16 protein-coding genes are annotated in these 15,801 nt (G+C 71.2%); 2 read left to right on the top strand and 14 right to left on the bottom strand.

Annotated features, from left to right (window positions below; all coding sequences use genetic code 11):
* Positions 1-172 precede the first annotated feature (172 nt).
* Genes AC4BGC_RS21540 through AC4BGC_RS21530 form a run of 3 tightly spaced genes read right to left on the bottom strand, consistent with a single transcriptional unit; the run spans position 173 to position 3,165 of the window.
* On the bottom strand, positions 173-1,273 hold the full coding sequence (locus tag AC4BGC_RS21540) for an alpha-hydroxy acid oxidase (RefSeq protein ID WP_490557598.1): 1,101 nt from the start codon (positions 1,271-1,273) through the stop codon (positions 173-175).
* A gap of 45 nt (positions 1,274-1,318) precedes the next feature.
* A complete protein-coding gene (gene tyrS / locus AC4BGC_RS21535; protein ID WP_490548906.1) occupies positions 1,319-2,581 on the bottom strand; it encodes a tyrosine--tRNA ligase in 1,263 nt (420 codons plus the stop codon).
* Positions 2,582-2,592: 11 nt separating this feature from the next.
* The gene (locus AC4BGC_RS21530; RefSeq protein WP_490548893.1) at positions 2,593-3,165 is read right to left on the bottom strand and encodes a TIGR03086 family metal-binding protein; all 573 of its coding nucleotides are present in this window, start codon (positions 3,163-3,165) and stop codon (positions 2,593-2,595) included.
* Between the two features lie 135 nt (positions 3,166-3,300).
* Here AC4BGC_RS21530 and AC4BGC_RS21525 point away from each other — a divergent pair, with 135 nt between their 5' ends.
* On the top strand, positions 3,301-4,374 hold the full coding sequence (locus AC4BGC_RS21525; protein ID WP_490557597.1) for a glycerophosphodiester phosphodiesterase family protein: 1,074 nt from the start codon (positions 3,301-3,303) through the stop codon (positions 4,372-4,374).
* 12 nt (positions 4,375-4,386) lie between these two features.
* Here AC4BGC_RS21525 and AC4BGC_RS21520 read toward each other — a convergent pair whose 3' ends face one another.
* From AC4BGC_RS21520 to AC4BGC_RS21470, 11 genes are all read right to left on the bottom strand, one after another.
* On the bottom strand, positions 4,387-4,983 hold the full coding sequence (locus tag AC4BGC_RS21520) for a DNA-3-methyladenine glycosylase (RefSeq protein WP_490557596.1): 597 nt from the start codon (positions 4,981-4,983) through the stop codon (positions 4,387-4,389).
* Positions 4,980-6,395 (bottom strand): argininosuccinate lyase, encoded by a 1,416-nt coding sequence (argH, locus tag AC4BGC_RS21515; RefSeq protein ID WP_490557595.1) that lies wholly within the window; start codon positions 6,393-6,395, stop codon positions 4,980-4,982. Before argH ends, AC4BGC_RS21520 begins: the two co-directional genes overlap by 4 nt.
* A gap of 143 nt (positions 6,396-6,538) precedes the next feature.
* On the bottom strand, positions 6,539-7,972 hold the full coding sequence (gene argG, locus AC4BGC_RS21510) for an argininosuccinate synthase (protein WP_490557594.1): 1,434 nt from the start codon (positions 7,970-7,972) through the stop codon (positions 6,539-6,541).
* Between the two features lie 91 nt (positions 7,973-8,063).
* Positions 8,064-8,606 (bottom strand): arginine repressor, encoded by a 543-nt coding sequence (locus tag AC4BGC_RS21505; RefSeq protein ID WP_490548888.1) that lies wholly within the window; start codon positions 8,604-8,606, stop codon positions 8,064-8,066.
* The gene (gene argF, locus AC4BGC_RS21500; RefSeq protein ID WP_490548887.1) at positions 8,606-9,535 is read right to left on the bottom strand and encodes an ornithine carbamoyltransferase; all 930 of its coding nucleotides are present in this window, start codon (positions 9,533-9,535) and stop codon (positions 8,606-8,608) included. Before argF ends, AC4BGC_RS21505 begins: the two co-directional genes overlap by 1 nt.
* Positions 9,532-10,779 carry an acetylornithine transaminase gene (locus tag AC4BGC_RS21495; RefSeq protein WP_490557593.1) on the bottom strand — a complete coding sequence of 416 codons (1,248 nt, stop codon included), beginning with the start codon at positions 10,777-10,779 and terminating at the stop codon, positions 9,532-9,534. The genes argF and AC4BGC_RS21495 overlap by 4 nt, the downstream gene beginning before the upstream one ends.
* On the bottom strand, positions 10,776-11,723 hold the full coding sequence (argB, locus tag AC4BGC_RS21490; protein ID WP_490548885.1) for an acetylglutamate kinase: 948 nt from the start codon (positions 11,721-11,723) through the stop codon (positions 10,776-10,778). The genes AC4BGC_RS21495 and argB overlap by 4 nt, the downstream gene beginning before the upstream one ends.
* Complete coding sequence (argJ, locus tag AC4BGC_RS21485; RefSeq protein ID WP_490557592.1) at positions 11,720-12,880, bottom strand: bifunctional glutamate N-acetyltransferase/amino-acid acetyltransferase ArgJ; 1,161 nt, start codon at positions 12,878-12,880, stop codon at positions 11,720-11,722. The genes argB and argJ overlap by 4 nt, the downstream gene beginning before the upstream one ends.
* Positions 12,877-13,410 carry an ACT domain-containing protein gene (locus tag AC4BGC_RS21480; RefSeq protein WP_490557591.1) on the bottom strand — a complete coding sequence of 178 codons (534 nt, stop codon included), beginning with the start codon at positions 13,408-13,410 and terminating at the stop codon, positions 12,877-12,879. Before AC4BGC_RS21480 ends, argJ begins: the two co-directional genes overlap by 4 nt.
* Positions 13,407-14,480: an N-acetyl-gamma-glutamyl-phosphate reductase gene (gene argC / locus AC4BGC_RS21475; RefSeq protein ID WP_490557590.1), complete on the bottom strand. Its 1,074-nt coding sequence runs from the start codon at positions 14,478-14,480 to the stop codon at positions 13,407-13,409. The genes AC4BGC_RS21480 and argC overlap by 4 nt, the downstream gene beginning before the upstream one ends.
* A 43-nt stretch (positions 14,481-14,523) precedes the next feature.
* Positions 14,524-14,844 (bottom strand): putative quinol monooxygenase, encoded by a 321-nt coding sequence (locus AC4BGC_RS21470; protein ID WP_490548881.1) that lies wholly within the window; start codon positions 14,842-14,844, stop codon positions 14,524-14,526.
* 132 nt (positions 14,845-14,976) lie between these two features.
* On the opposite strand from AC4BGC_RS21470, the gene AC4BGC_RS21465 reads away from it, so the two are divergent.
* A complete protein-coding gene (locus AC4BGC_RS21465) occupies positions 14,977-15,768 on the top strand; it encodes an IclR family transcriptional regulator (protein WP_490557589.1) in 792 nt (263 codons plus the stop codon).
* Positions 15,769-15,801 lie beyond the last annotated feature (33 nt).

Below are 15,801 nucleotides of genomic sequence, written 5' to 3'. Positions count from 1 at the left end.
CGAGGCCGCAGTTGCGCGCACTCGAACCACCTCAGCTGAGGTGAACCATGTGGGGTTTTGGTCCGGATCCGGCCGCTCGACCTCGCGGTCTGCGTCCTGCACTCTCCGGCCCAACAAGAAGAACATTAGTGCCCGTCCACCGTGCTGACAAATCGAGAGGAAGTGGCCCCCGTCACAGCCTCTGTTCACGCAGGTCAAGGCCGCTTCGGGGGGCAGATGCCCTTGCAGGGCTGACGATTCCCCGCGTCTGGGCGGCGTCCGCACACCCGGCGAGGCGCAGCGACTCGACCAGTTCCGTCTCCAGCTCGGCCAGTGCGCGGGCCACTCCCGCCTGGCCGTCGGCGGCGAGCGCGAGGAACAACGGCCGGCCGAGGAAGACTGCGTCGGCTCCCAGGGCCAGAGCCAGCATCGCGTGCAGTCCCGAGCGCACTCCCCCGTCGACGTACACCTCGACGCCGTCCCCGACGGCGGACCGCACCCCGGCCAGGGCGTGCGCCGTCGCCACGGTCTGGTCGAGCTGCCGGCCTCCGTGGTTGGAGACCCACACCGCGTCCACCCCGGCCTCGGCGCACAGCTGCGCGTCGTCTCCCCGCAGGACGCCCTTGACCACCACGGGGAGTCCGGTCACCTCCCGCAGCCACGCGAGGTCCCGCGGCCCGAGGTCCATCGCCTTGGCACGGTCCCCTGGTTCGAGCGCGGCGCCACCCGGCGCGTTCGCGCCCACCCACGTCGGGTCGGCCACCTCCCACACGCGCTGGGCTCCCGCGCCCGGGTAACGGGTGCCCACCACCGGGGTGTCCACCGTGAGCACCACCGCGGCGGCGCCGGCGAGGGTCGCGGCGTCGAGCAGCTGCAGCATCTCGCGGCGGTCCTGGGTGAGGTAGGCCTGCAGCCACCACACGGCACCCGTCTCCTGGATCTGCGCGAAGGTGCTTCCGGCGTTGCTCGAGACCACGACGGGCGCCCCGGCCGCGGCCGCGGCCCGCGCCATCGCGACCTCCCCCTCGGGGTGGGCGGCGCGCTGCAGGGTCATCGGGGCGACACCCAGGGGCAGCCGGAAGCGGGTACCGAGCAGATCAGCGGTGGTGTCGATCCGGCGTACGTCGCGCAGCACCCGCGGTGCGACCCGGATCGAGTCCCAGGCCGCGACGGCCTCGTGGAGCGTGATCTCGGCCCGGGCGCCCTCGGCGACGTAGCGCAGGATCGGCTCGGGGAGCCTCTCCCGGGCAAGGTCCTCCACCTGGTCGAGCCAGCGACCCGCCCCCGTCGTCATCGCAGGGGCGTCGTCGTCGTCATCGGTGGAGCGCCGTCATCGCCGTCAGCGCATCTCCACGCCGGCGAGGTTCTTCTTGCCCCGCCGCAGCACCAGCCAGCTGCCGGCGATCAGGTCCTCGTCGCCGGGGACCTGGTCGACGTCGGTGATCCGCTCGTTGTTCAGGTAGGCCCCGCCCTCGGAGATCGTCCTGCGGGCCTCGCCCTTGCTCTTGACCAGCCCGGACCCGACCAGCAGGTCCACCACCGAGGTCCCCCGGGGCACCTGGGTCGCCCCGGCCTCGCGCAGCGCTGCGGCCAGGGTCTCGTCACTCAGCTCGCGCAGGTCGCCGCCACCGAACAGCGCCGCCGCAGCAGCCTTCGCGTTCTCGGTCTCCCCCGCTCCGTGCACCTCGGTCGTGACCGCGTCCGCAAGCGCCTTCTGGCCTGCGCGCAGGAACGGCTTCTCGGCCGTCAGGGCCTCCAGCGCCTCGATCTCCTCCCGCGGGAGGAAGGTGAAGATGCGCAGCAGCTCGCCGACCTTCTCGTCCTCGACGTTGAGCCAGAACTGGTGGAAGGCGTACGGCGAGAGCATCTGCGGGTCCAGCCAGAGGGCACCGCCCTCGGTCTTGCCGTACTTGGTGCCGTCGGCCTTGGTGACCAGTGGTGTCGCGAAGGCGTGGGCCTTGCCACCGTCGTGGCGACGGATCAGCTCCACCCCGCCGGTGAGGTTCCCCCACTGGTCGCTGCCGCCGAACTGCAGCCGCACGCCGTGGTCGCGGTAGAGGTTGAGAAAGTCCATCGACTGCAGCAGGACGTAGCTGAACTCGGTGAAGCTGATCCCCGCCTCGAGCCGGCTCTTCACCACGTCGCGGGCCAGCATCCGGTTGACCGGGAAGTGCTTGCCGATGTCGCGCAGGAAGTCGATCGTGGACAGGCTCGCGGTCCAGTCGTAGTTGTTCACCATCGTGGCCGCGTTGGGCCCCTCGAAGTCGAGGAACGGCTCGATCTGGCGGTGGACCTTCTCCACCCACTCCTTGACGGTGTCCAGCGAGTTGAGCGTGCGCTCGCCGGAGTCACGGGGGTCGCCGATCATGCCGGTCGCCCCACCCACCAGGGCGTACGGCGTGTGCCCGGCGAGCTGGAGGCGCTTGGCCGTGAGCAGCTGGACCAGGTTGCCCATGTGCAGGCTGGGCGCGGTCGGGTCGAACCCGACGTAGAAGCGCACGGACTGCTCGGTCAGCAGCTCTCGCAGCGCGTCGAGATCGGTGGAGTGCGCGATCAGGCCGCGCCAGACGAGGTCGTCCAGCAGGTGCGGGTCGAGGTTCACGGAGTCGGAGCTCACCGGGTCCACTCGGGATCACGACCGGACTTCGCCAGCACCTTCGCGAAGGTGGGCGCGTCGTCGGCGACCTCCACCTCGGGACCGAAGGCGCCGCCCTCGCGTCCCTGGCCACCGATCACCTCGAGGATCTCCAGGGCCCGCTCGACCGCGCCGTCGTCGTACTCGACCTCCTGGCCCGACCCCTTCGCGAGGTCCCAGCCGTGCAGCATCACCTCGACGAAGCCCATGTCGCCGACCAGCTGCCGCGGCATCGCGCCGTCCATGGCGTCGCCCTCCCAGGCCTCGGGCTGGCTCCACGCGTTGGCGAAGTCGGTGAGCTTCTGGCTGAGGTCGTCGCGCCACTGCTCCCGCACGTTGTCGCCGTTGACGCCCCAGGGGTCCTCCGGGTCGAGCGGCTCCGCCGCCCCCACGCGACGCATCGCCTCGACCGTGCCCAGCATGTGGTTGGCGACCGTGCGCACGTCGTACTCGGTGCACGGGGTGGGCGCCTCCATCTCCTGGGCCGACACCCCGTAGACCACGGGTTGGAGGGTGGCGACGACGCTGTAGAGGTGTTCGCGGGTGGGCATCGGGGACGCCTTTCGTCGGGCAACGGAGTCAGGGTCACGTTACCCACCCGAGGCATCAACCGAGCGATCAGCCCACGTGAGGACCACCCGCCGCCTACGCTGGAGACCTAAAGTCTCGGGATTCGCGAGGGCACCATGAAGAAGTACTTGCGCGCTGCCGCAGTCATCACCACGGTGCTGTGTGCCGTCGCCTGGGCGGCGCCCCCGGCGACGGCCGGCTCGTGGAACCTCCACCGCGGCAGCAAGGGTGCGAAGGTGCGCACCCTGGAGGTGCGGCTGAACCAGCTCCACCTGCTGCCGCGAAAGCAGGTGGACCGGCGCTACCGCGCCCCCACGGTGCGGGCGGTGAAGCGGTTCCAACGCCAGATGGGGCTGCGGGCCAACGGCCGCGTCAACATGCGCACCTGGAACCTCATCTACCGCGAGGTCGTACGGCGGAACAAGCCGAAGCCCAAACCGAAGCCGCCGCCCACGCCGAGGGTGGTCGCACCGGCTCCCCCACCGGTCATCCTGGGCCACCGCGGCGCCCGGGTCGCGAACGTCCCGGAGAACACGATGGCGTCGATGCGCTACGCCGCCCTCACCGCCGACATCCTCGAGTTCGACCTGCAGCTGACCGCCGACGGGCAGTTCGTGCTGATGCACGACGGCACCCTGGACCGGACGACCAACTGCGCCGGCCGGGTCGCCGACTGGGAGCTGGCGCAGATCCAGGCCCTGTGCCTGACCGACATCGGTGCCCAGCGCGTCCCCAGCTTCACCGAGGCGGTGGAGTACGCCGCCGGCATCGGCAAGCCCATCGCCCCGGAGGTCAAGGACAGCGGGCTCAACAACGCGCGCCTCACCGACGAGCACCTCGGCGGCCTCGTGACGACGCTGCAGGTCAACGACATGGTCTCGCGCACCTTCGTGCAGTCGTTCTTCCCCGCGCTCTTCCCCCGCCTGCGGGCCCTCGAGGGCCGGCTGACCTTCGTGTTCCTGGTGAGCTCCTCGGCCACACCGGCCTCGGTGAGGGCGAGCGGAGCCACCATCGCCGGGCCCAACCAGTCGGGGCTGACCGCGGCCAGGGTGGCGGCGTTCCGTGCCGCCGGCCTCGCGGTGTGGGCCTGGACGGCTGCGAGCCAGACGCAGCTGAAGTCGCTGTGGGACATGCGGGTGGACGGCGTGATCACCGACATCCCGGCGAACGCGAGGCAGCTGTACCACTGAGCGGGGCGCTGCTCAGCGCTCGGTGACCTCGCGTGCCCGGGGCTTGGCCGCCACGTAGCGGCTCACCGTCGGGTCGCCGCTCACCCAGAAGCGCCAGGGACGGTCGGCGGCAAGACGCAGGCCGACGCGGGGGCCTGTGGAGACCGACTCCACCGGTGGTCCCGGCCGCAGGCTGTCACGCAGGTCGATCCCGTTGTCATCGCGAGTGATCCCCATGGCCTTGCACAGTCGCCCCGGCCCGCGGGCCAGGTCGCGGTCGGTGGAGCCCGGCCGGCGCTCGCGTGCGAGCTCGATCCCGTCCACCACCTCCCCTGCCCGGAGCAGCACCGCACTGGCCTCGCCGTCCGGCCCGCAGGCGACGTTGCAGCAGTGGTGCATCCCGTAGGTGAAGTAGACGTAGAGCCGACCGGCCGGCCCGAACATCACCGCGTTGCGGTCGGTCATCCCGCGGTGCGCGTGCGAGCCGGGGTCGCTGGTCCCGTCGTACGCCTCGACCTCGGTGAGCCGGATGCTGACGCCGCCGTGGGTGAAGGTGGCGCCGAGCAGGCGGGGTGCTGCCTCGAGGACCGGTCTGGTCAGTACGTCGAGCAGCCCGCCCCCGGCGCTCATCGCAGCCAGCTGCGGTGCTCCGCCACCGCCGCCCGGAGCTCGTCGAGCTGCTCGGCGACCCGCTGGGGCGCGGTCCCGCCGCGGCCGGTGCGCGAGGCGACCGAGCCCTGCGTGGTGAGCACGTCACGGACCTCCGGCGTGAGCCGCGGGTCGATCTGCGCGAACTGCTCGTCGGTGAGCTCGTCGAGCTCGACGCCGAGCTCCTCGCAGCGGCGTACGCACGCACCCGCGAGCTCGTGGGCGACCCGGAAGGGGACGCCCTCGCGGACCAGCCACTCGGCGATGTCGGTGGCCAGCGAGAACCCCTGCGGGGCCAGCTCGGCCATCCGCTCGGTGTCGTAGCGCAGCGTGGCCACCTGGCCGGTGAAGGCCGGCAGCAGCACCTCCAGGGTGTCCACGGAGTCGAAGACCGGCTCCTTGTCCTCCTGCAGGTCACGGTTGTAGGCCAGCGGCAGCGCCTTGAGCGTGGCGAGCAGGCCGGTCAGGTTGCCGATCAGCCGGCCCGACTTGCCGCGCGCGAGCTCGGCGATGTCGGGGTTCTTCTTCTGCGGCATGATGCTGGACCCGGTGGAGAAGGCGTCGTCGAGCGCGACGAACCCGAACTCGCGGGTGGCCCAGACGATGATCTCCTCGGCCTGGCGACTCACGTCGACGCCGATCATCGCGGTCACGAACGCGAACTCCGCGACGAAGTCGCGCGCGGCGGTCCCGTCGATCGAGTTGGGCGTGCTGCCGGTGAACCCGAGGTCGCGGGCGACCACCTCCGGGTCGAGCCCCAGGCTGGAGCCGGCCAGGGCGCCGGAGCCGTACGGCGAGTCCGCCGCGACCCGTGCGTCCCAGTCGCGCAGCCGCGCGACGTCGCGCACCAGCGGCCACGCGTGCGCCATCAGGTGATGGCTGAGCAGCACCGGCTGGGCGTGCTGGAGGTGCGTGCGCCCCGGCATGATCGCGCCGTGGTGCCGTTCGGCCTGCGCCGCGATCGCGTCGACCAGGTCCAGGACCAGACCGGCGATCACCCGGCCGTGGTCGCGCAGGAACACCTTGAACAGGGTCGCGATCTGGTCGTTGCGGCTGCGCCCGGCGCGCAGCTTGCCGCCGAGGTCGGGACCGAGCAGCTCCACCAGCGCCCCCTCGAGCGCGCCGTGGACGTCCTCGTCCGAGGGCTGCGGCACCAGCTCACCGGCCCGCACCCGGCGGTCCAGCTCGTCGATGCCGTCGAGGAGGCCGTCGAGCTCCTCGTCGCTGAGCAGCCCTGCCTGGTGCAGCGCCCGCGCGTGCGCCCGCGACCCGTCGAGGTCATAGCTCGCCAGCCGCCAGTCGAAGTGGGTGCTGCGCGAGAGCGCCTCGAGCTCGGGACTCGGCCCACCGGCGAACCGGCCGCCCCACAACTTGCCGGTGTTCGTGTCGCTCATGGTGTCCTTCGTAGCAGGTCAGGTGGGTGGCGGGACGGGGTGGGGCGGTCGCGCGGGGGCGGAGCCCCACAAATGTTGGCTTGTGACGTCCCGCGGACCGTTCTCGACGTCCCAATCCAACAATTGTGCGGTTGGGGGGACCCTCAGTCGGTGCCCATCTCCATCGCCACGTCGTCGAGGACGCGGTCGCTGGCGTCGGCCTCGGCGGCGGGGTTGCGGGAGATGCGGTCGGCGCCGCCGGGCTCGAGCTCGCCGTACAGCGTCCCGTTCTCGACGAGCACCTGGCCCTGGTCGAGCGGCTGGGCTGCGTAGAGCTCCAGCTTGGCCCGGGAGTCGGCGATGTCGAGGTTGCGCATGGTGAGCTGGCCGATCCGGTCGGTCGGGCCGAAGGCCGCGTGCTCGGTGCGCTCCATCGAGAGCTTGTCCGGGTGGTAGGAGAAGTTCTCCCCGCTGGTGGCGAGCACGGTGTAGTCCTCGCCGCGACGCAGCCGCACCGTGACCTCGCCGGTGACCAGCGACGCGATCCAGCGCTGGATCGCCTCCCGCTGCATCAGCGCCTGCGGGTCCAGCCAGCGGCCTTCGTAGAGCAGCCGGCCCAGGTTGCGGCCCTGCTCGTGGTAGCTGGCGATCGTGTCCTCGTTGTGTACGGCGTTCAGGAGCCGCTCGTAGGCGATCCACAGCAGCGCCATGCCCGGGGCCTCGTAGATGCCACGCGACTTGGCCTCGATGATCCGGTTCTCGATCTGGTCACTCATCCCGAGACCGTGACGCCCGCCGATCTCGTTGGCCTTCATCACCAGCTGCACCGCGTCGTCGTACTTGGTGCCGTTGATCTCCACGGGACGGCCGGCCTCGAAGCGGATCGTGACGTCCTCGGTCTCGATGGCCACCGAGGGGTCCCAGAACTTCACGCCCATGATCGGCTCAACGGTCTCCAGGGAGACGTCGAGGTGCTCGAGCATCTTGGCCTCGTGGGTGGCGCCCCAGATGTTGGCGTCGGTGGAGTACGCCTTCTCCTTGCTGTCGCGGTAGGGCAGGTCGTGCTCGGTGAGCCACTGGCTCATCTCCGCACGGCCGCCGAGCTGGTCGACGAAGTCGGCGTCGAGCCAGGGCTTGTAGATCCGCAGCTCGGGGTTCGCCATCAGCCCGTAGCGGTAGAACCGCTCGATGTCGTTGCCCTTGAACGTGGAGCCGTCACCCCAGATGTCAACGCCGTCCTCGTGCATCGCGCGCACCAGCATCGTGCCGGTGACGGCCCTGCCGAGCGGGGTGGTGTTGAAGTAGACGCGGCCGCCGGAGCGGATGTGGAAGGCGCCGCAGGCCAGCGCCGCGAGCCCCTCCTCGACCAGTGCCTGGCGGCAGTCGACCAGGCGCGAGATCTCGGCGCCGTAGAGCGCCGCACGGCCGGGTACGCCGGCGATGTCAGGCTCGTCGTACTGGCCGATGTCCGCGGTGTAGGTGCACGGGACCGCACCGTTCTCCCGCATCCAGGCCACGGCCACGGAGGTGTCCAGGCCGCCGGAGAAGGCGATGCCGACCCTCTCGCCGGTGGGAAGTGAGGTCAGGACCTTGCTCATGCGTTGCTCCTCGAAGTCTTTGGTGGGTGGTCGGCTGCGCGCACTCAGCGGCTCGCGGCCCGAGCACCGTTGTCTGGTCTGCTGGGTCGATCTACGGGGCGGCCGCCGGAGGCGGCGAGATTCGGCTGGTCCCGTTGGCGAGGTCCAGGAAGCGTTGCTGGAGCACCGCTCCCCCCTGCGGGTCCCGGGAGATCACCAGCACGGTGTCGTCGCCCGCGATCGTGCCCAGCACGTCGCCGAGCTCGGCCCGGTCCATCGCCGCGGCCAGGAAGTTCGCGGCGCCGGGCGGGGTGCGCAGCACCACCATGTTGGCGGTCGACTCGGCCGAGACGAGCAGCTCGGCGCAGAGCTTGGAGAGCCGGGCCTCGGTGGCCGCGGAGTCGCGCAGCACCGGGGTGCGGTCCCCACCCTCGGCAGGTACGGCGTAGACCAGCGCGCCGCTGGCGGTGCGCACCTTGAAGGCACCGAGCTCGACGAGGTCACGCGAGAGCGTCGCCTGGGTCACCGAGAAGCCGTCGGCGATCAACCCCTCCGCGAGATCGGTCTGCGAACGGACCTGACCGGTCTCCAGGAGCTCGACGATGCGCTGCTGCCGGGCGCTCTTGGTGCCCGGGAAATGGGCGTGCTCACTCATCAGGCCTCCTCTCGCTCGAGCAGCCAGGCAAGGACCGCCTTCTGCACGTGACGGCGGTTCTCCGCCTCGTCCCACACGACGCTGCGCGGGCCGTCGATCACCTCGGCGGTGATCTCCTTGCCACGGTAGGCCGGCAGGCAGTGCAGCACGATCGCGTCGTCGGCCGCCGCAGCGAGCAGCTCGGCGTTGAGCTGCCACGGGGCGAACGCCTCGGCCCGTGCCTCGGCCTCGGCCTCGCGGCCCATGGAGAGCCAGGTGTCGGTGGCGAGCACGTCGGCGTCGGTCGCGGCCTTGACCGGGTCCGCGACGAACTCCGCGGAACCGCCGGTGCCGCGGGCGATCTCCTGGGCTCGGGCCAGCACCGACTCGGCGGGCCGGTAGGCGTCGGGTCCGCTGACCCGCACGTGCATCCCGGCGGTGACGCCGGCGAGCAGATAGCTGTGCCCCATGTTGCAGGCGGCGTCACCGACGAAGGTGAGCAGCTGCCCGGCCAGCTCGCCGCGGTGCTCCTTGATCGTGAGCAGGTCGGCGAGCGTCTGGCACGGGTGGAACTCGTCGGTGAGCGCGTTCACGACCGGCACTCCGGCGTGCTCGGCCATCTCCTCGAGCCGCGCCTGCTCGTGCGTGCGCCACACCACGACCGAGGCCTGGCGACCGAGGACGCGGGCGGTGTCGGCGATCGACTCCCGCACGCCGATCTGCGCCAGGGAGCCGTCGATGATCATCGGGAACCCGCCGAGCTCCGCGATGCCCGAGGCGAACGAGGCCTGGGTGCGCAGGGTCGGCTTGTCGAAGAGCACCGCGACCGTGCGGGGGCCCGCCAGCGGCTTCGCGTCGTACGGCGCGGCCTTGAACGCACCCGCGAGGGCGAGCACACGGGCCTGCTGGGTGGGGTCCAGGTCGTCGTCGCGCAGGAAGTGCCGCGTCACGACGAGCTCCCGTAGCCGGCGTCGAGGATGCCCGGCCACGCGGCGAGGAACGAGTCGGCCTGGGCACCGGTGAGCACCAGCGGCGGCGCCAGCCGGATCCGCTCGGGGGTCGGGTTGTTGATGATGAACCCGGCGTCCAGGGCAGCCGCGGTGACCTCCGCGGAGCGGGGCTCGCTGAGGTCGAGCCCGATCAGCAGCCCGGCTCCGCGCACCTCGGTGACGCGGTCGTCGGCCGCGAGGCCCTCGCGCAGGTGCTGCCCGCGCTCGGTCACCTCGGCGAGCAGGTTCTCCTTCTCGATCACCTCGAGGACCGCCAGCGCGGCCGCACACGCGACCGGGTTGCCGCCGAAGGTGGTCCCGTGGTTGCCGGGCTGGAGCAGGTCGGCTGCGGCACCCGTGGCGATGCAGGCACCGATGGGGAAGCCACCGGCGAGGCCCTTGGCCAGCGTGACGATGTCGGCGTGACCGTCCAGGGGTGCGGCGACGGCGGGGTCGTGGTGGGCGAACCAGCTGCCGGTGCGGCCGATCCCGGTCTGGATCTCGTCGAGCCACAGCAGCGCCCCGTGCTCCCGGGTGATCTCGCGGGCACGGCGGAGGTAGTCCAGCCCCGGCGCGACCACCCCGGCCTCGCCCTGCAGCGGCTCGAGGAGCACGGCTGCGGTCTCGTCGGTCACGGCCGCGGCGAGCGCGTCGGCGTCGCCGTACGGCACGAACGTGACGCCGCCGGGCAGCGGCTCGAACGGCTCGCGGTAGGCGGCCTTGGAGGTCAGCGCGAGGGCACCCATCGTGCGGCCGTGGAAGCCGCCCTCGGTCGCGACGACGTGCGTGCGCCCGGTGCGGCGGGTGAGCTTGAAGGCGGCCTCGTTGGCCTCGGCGCCGGAGTTGGTGAAGAAGACCTTGCCCGAGGCCCCGTGACTGGTCTCGACTGACCGCTCGCTTCGCTCGCTGCTCGACCAGCTGTTGCCGGCGAGCAGCTCCAGGAGCCGCTCGGCCAGGCGCACCTGCGGCTCGGTCGCGAAGAAGTTCGAGACATGGCCCAGGGTCTGCAGCTGCGTGGTGACGGCCTCGACCAGGGCCGGGTGGGCGTGGCCGAGCGAGTTCACCGCGATGCCCCCGAGCAGGTCGAGGTACTGCTTCCCCGCGTCGTCCCACACGTGCGCACCCTCGCCGCGGGCGAGCACCAGCTTGGGAGGACCGAAGGTGTTCATCAGCGCGTCGGAGTAGCGCGCCTGCAGCTCGCTCATGACTTGGAGTCCTTCGGCTGGCCGCTCGCGTAGGCCTTGCGCAGGCGGGTCTCGATCCCGGGGAGGACCTGGGTGCCGACGCCCTCGGCGGTGAACAGCTCGAGGAGCACGGAGTGCGGCTCGCGTCCGTCCACGACCGTGGCGCGGGGGACTCCCCCGGTGACCGCGTCGTAGCAGGCCTGCATCTTCGGGACCATGCCGCTGTCCAGGCTCGGCATCAGCTCGGCCAGTGCCTCCGGGCTGATCTCCTGGATCACGTCGTCGCTGTTGGGCCAGTCGCGGTAGAGGCCCTCCACATCGGTGAGCACCATCAGCTTCTCGGCCTTCAGCGCGATGGCCAGGGCCGCGGCGGCCGTGTCCGCGTTGACGTTGAGCACCACGCCGTCCAGGTCGGGGGCGACGCTGGAGATCACCGGGATCCGTCCTGCCTCGACGAGATCGAGGACGGCCTCGGGACGCACGTGCTCGACCTCACCGACCAGGCCGAGGTCGACGCTCTCGCCGTCGATGACGGTGTTGGTCGCCCGGGCGGTGAACAGGCCCGCGTCCTCCCCGGAGAGGCCGACGGCGATGTGGCCGTGGTGGTTGATCAGCCCGACGAGCTCGCGCTGCACCTTGCCCACCAGGACCATCCGGACGACGTCCATGGCCTCGGGCGTGGTGACGCGCAGGCCGCCCTTGAACTCCGACTCGATGCCGAGCTTGTCGAGCATCGTGGAGATCTGCGGGCCGCCGCCGTGCACGACGACTGGCCTGAACCCGGCGAAGCGCAGGAACGCGATGTCCTCGGCGAAGGCCTTCTTCAGCTCGTCGTCGATCATCGCGTTGCCGCCGTACTTCACCACGACGACCTTGTCGTGGTACTTCATCAGCCACGGCAGGGCGCCGGCGAGGACCTCGGCGGGACGGGTGGAGTAGGGCCGGCTGTTGCTCGGAGTGCTCATGAGGAGTACGCGCTGTTCTCGTGGACGTAGGCGTGGGTGAGGTCGTTGGTCCAGATCGTCGCCCGCTCGGTGCCGGACTTGAGGTCGATCGTCACGCTGACCTCCCGGTCCTCGAGGTCGACACCCGCGGGGTCCTCGGCGGGAGTGGACTCCCGGCACACCCAGACACCGTTCATCGCGACGTCGAGGTCTGCGGGGTCGAAGGCGGCCTCGGTGGTGCCGATGCTGGCCAGCACGCGGCCCCAGTTGGGGTCCTTGCCGAAGACGGCTGCCTTGAACAGGTTGCTGCGGGCCACGCTGCGGCCGACCTCGAGCGCGTCCTCCTCGGAGGCGGCGTGCAGCACGGTGATGGCGATCTCGTGGTCGGCGCCCTCGGCGTCCTTGACCAGCTGCATCGCGAGGTCGGTGCAGGCCTGGGTCAGCGCCTCGGTGAAGTCGTCGAGGGGCGGGGTCACGCCGCTGGCACCGCTCGCCATCAGCGTCACGGTGTCGTTGGTGGACATGCAGCCGTCGGAGTCGAGCCGGTCGAAGGTGAGCCGGGTGGCCGTGCGCAGGGCCTTGTCGAGGTCGGCTGCGGGGACCACTGCGTCGGTGGTGAGTACGACGAGCATGGTCGCCAGCTGCGGGGCCAGCATGCCGGCGCCCTTCGCCATCCCGCCGATCGACCAGCCACCACCGCCGGGCCCCTCGACGACCACCTGCTTGCTCACCGAGTCGGTCGTCATGATCGCCTCGGCGGCAGCGGTGCCGCCGTCCTCACTGAGCGTGGAGAGGCACTCGTCGACGCCCTTGAGGAGGTTCTCGCGCGGGTTGCTCAACCCGATCAGGCCGGTGGAGCACACCACCACGTCAAGGGCGCCGATGCCGAGTCCCGCCGCGACCTGCTCGGCGACCGCGTGGGTGGTCTGGAAGCCCTCGGCGCCGGTGTAGCAGTTGGCACCGCCGGAGTTCAGCACGACAGCGCGCACGATGCCGTCCTTGACCACCTCCTGGCTCCACAGGATCGGGTTGGCCTTGCACCGGTTGGCGGTGAACACCGAGGCGGAGTCGTGCTGGGGCCCGGTGTTGACCACCAGGGCCAGGTCCTTGCCGCCGCTGCTCTTCAGGCCTGCTTCGACGCCGGCTGCGGTGAAGCCGGCGGGGTGGGTGACGCTCATCTGCTCTTCTTCTCCTGGGTCTTGGATCGCGACTGGTCACGGTCGGGTCGATCGGGCCGCTCCGGCTTCACCGGCACGGCGACGACGACCTCGTGGCCCGATCGTCGCCATTCCTCGGCGGCGCGCTCGGCGTCGTTGATCGGCACCAGGATCCAGTCGGTGTCGAAGGTGGAGATGGTGAACACGCTGATCTCGGCTGCCGCCAGGGGCAGCAGCAGTGTGGAGAGGACGCCGGTCTTGGCGAGGTCGAGCGGGCCCTGCACGGCGAAGGCGGTGAACGGCCCCGCGTGCTTGGCCTTCCGGGGCACGCTGCGCATCGCGCAGACCACGCTGGTCTCCAGCGCTGTCGCGGTCACCGAGAACAGCGACGACGACTCGGCCCAGCTCGGCACCTCGGCGCCGGCACCCAGGCGTACGACGGCGAGCTTCTCGGGGAACTGCTCGAGGGTGAAGGTCGAGACGAGGTCGCTCACGTCGAGCGGGTCGCCGGACCCAGCGGTCTCGGCGGCCTCGCCGGACTCGCCGCTCACGGCGCCAGCCCTACGGTGGTGAGGCCGGTCTGCTCGGGCAGTCCCAGCGCGAGGTTCATGCACTGCACCGCCGCTCCGCCGGTGCCCTTGGCCAGGTTGTCCACGGCACCGACCACGACCATCCGGCCCGAGTCTCCCCCGCCGTCGGGGTCCAGCGTCACCTGCAGGTGCACGCTGTTGGAGCCGGTGACCGACTTGGTGGCGGGCCACTGCCCCTCTGGCAGCACGTGGACGAACGGCTCGTCGGCGTACGCCTTGGCGTAGCAGGCGCGCAGGTCGTCCGCGGTGACCCCGTCCTTGACCGGTGCACTGGCCGTGGCCAGGATGCCGCGCGGCATCGGCACGAGGACCGGGGTGAAGCTCACCTTGACGGACTCCTCGGTGAGGCCGCCGAGGTTCTGCAGGATCTCGGGCGTGTGCCGGTGCACTCCGCCGACGCCGTACGCCGAGGCCGAGCCCATCACCTCGCTGCCGAGCAGGTTGGTCTTCGCGGCCTTGCCGGCACCGCTCGTGCCGGACACGGCGACCACCACGAGCTCGTCGGTGTCCACCAGGCCCGCCGCCACGGCCGGTGCCAGCACCAGCGTGGAGATCGTGGGGTAGCAGCCGGGAACGGCGATCCGACGCGCGCCGGCCAGGACCTCCCGCTGCCCGGGGAGCTCGGGGAGGCCGTAGGGCCAGGAACCGGCCCAGGGGGTGTCGCCCGCGGCGTCGTAGAACTTCGTCCACAGCGACTCGTCGGTGAGCCGGAAGTCGGCACCGCAGTCGATCACCACCGTCTCGGGCGAGGACTCGGCCAGCTGCTCGGCGACCGCGCCGGACTGGCCGTGCGGGAGCGCCAGGAAGACCACGTCGTGACCCGCGAGGGTCTCCGGCGTGGTCTTCTCCAGGACGCGGTCGGCGAGCGGGACCAGGTGGGGCTGCAGCTTGGCCAGGCTCTCGCCGGCGTTCGAGCCGCCGGTGAGGGCGCCGATCTCGACCTCGGGGTGGGAGAGCAGGATCCGCAGCACCTCGCCCCCGGCGTACCCACTGGCTCCGGCGACGGCGACACGCGTTGACGACATGTGCATGACTATACAGTGATGCGCATGTGAGCGCACCAGTGGGTGTGACCTAGCCGACCTGGAACTCCGCCAGCTCGTCCCAGTGGTCACCCTCCATCAGCACGTTCCGGACCTGTGGGGTCTCCTGGACGTACTGCGGCAGGTCCTGCTGCGCCTTCTTGAAGTGGTCGCTGCCCACGTGCGCCTCCGCGGCGTCGTCCTTGAACGCCTCGATCAGCACGTACTGGTTCGGGTCCTCCACGCTGCGGGACCACTCGAAGAACAGGTTGCCGTCCTCGGCCCGGGTGGCCTCGGTGAACTCGCGGCTGAGCTCGACCCACTGGTCGGCGTACTCCGGCTTCACCTTCCACTTGACGCAGATGAAGATCATGTTGGCTCCTTGTCGTTCGGGGTGCTCGGTGAGTGCTCTCCTGGGCCCGCGATGCTGCCACGCCCGCCGCGTGGGCAACCAGCCGCGTTGTCGGCGGCTGAGAAGGGTTGCGCTGTTCCCTACTGTGAGGCCATGACGTCTGGTCGGGCCGAGCACAGCGCCCGACCCGGTTCGGTGCACCGGACCCTGGACATCCTCGAGGTCGTCGCCGCCCGCGGCGGGGCCAGCGCCAAGGAGATCGCGGACGCGACCGGTCTGCCACTGCCCACCGTCTACCGGCTCGCGCGCGAGCTGCTCGACAGCGACTACCTGGTGCACATCCGGGAGGAGAAGCGCTTCGAGCTCGGCTACAAGCTCCACCAGCTCGGCGTCTCGCTGCACCAGCAGATCGGGGTGCCCCGCGAGGTGCGGGCCGAGGTGACCGCGCTTCACGAGCGGCTCGGGCTCGCGGCGTACTTCGCGGTCCACCGCGGCTCCCAGATCGCGGTGGTGTTCACCGCCGACTCCCCTGCCTGTCCCCGGCTGCGGCGGATCGACTTCGGGTTCCACGAGGCGCCGCACGCGACCGCCCTGGGCAAGATCCTGCTGGCCAACATGGACCCCGACCACCGGGCGCTGCTCCTCGACGAGGAGCCGATGCCACGGTTCGCGCCCGGCACCATCACCAGCCACCGGGAGCTGGCCGACCAGCTCGACGTCGTCGCCGGGCGGGACCTCGCCTGGGAGAACGACGAGTTCCAGGCCGGGGCGACCTGCGTCGCCGCTGCGGTGCGCAGCGGCGACGGGGTCCTGATCGGCTCGGTGGCGCTCTCCGGACCGGACGCGCGGATGCAGGTGGCCCCCGCCGAGGTGGAGGCAGCCCTGCGCACGACCGCGTCGAGGGTGAGCCGGTTCTACCGGTCCGGGCGCACCCAGGAGGGCTGAGCGGCTCCCCGGCACCGGGGTTCTCATCGGCCG

This window comes from Nocardioides sp. Z38_18 (assembly GCF_058215695.1).
The sequence above is the reverse complement of the archived record's forward strand: the minus strand, read 5'-3'. Positions and strand labels throughout refer to the sequence as shown.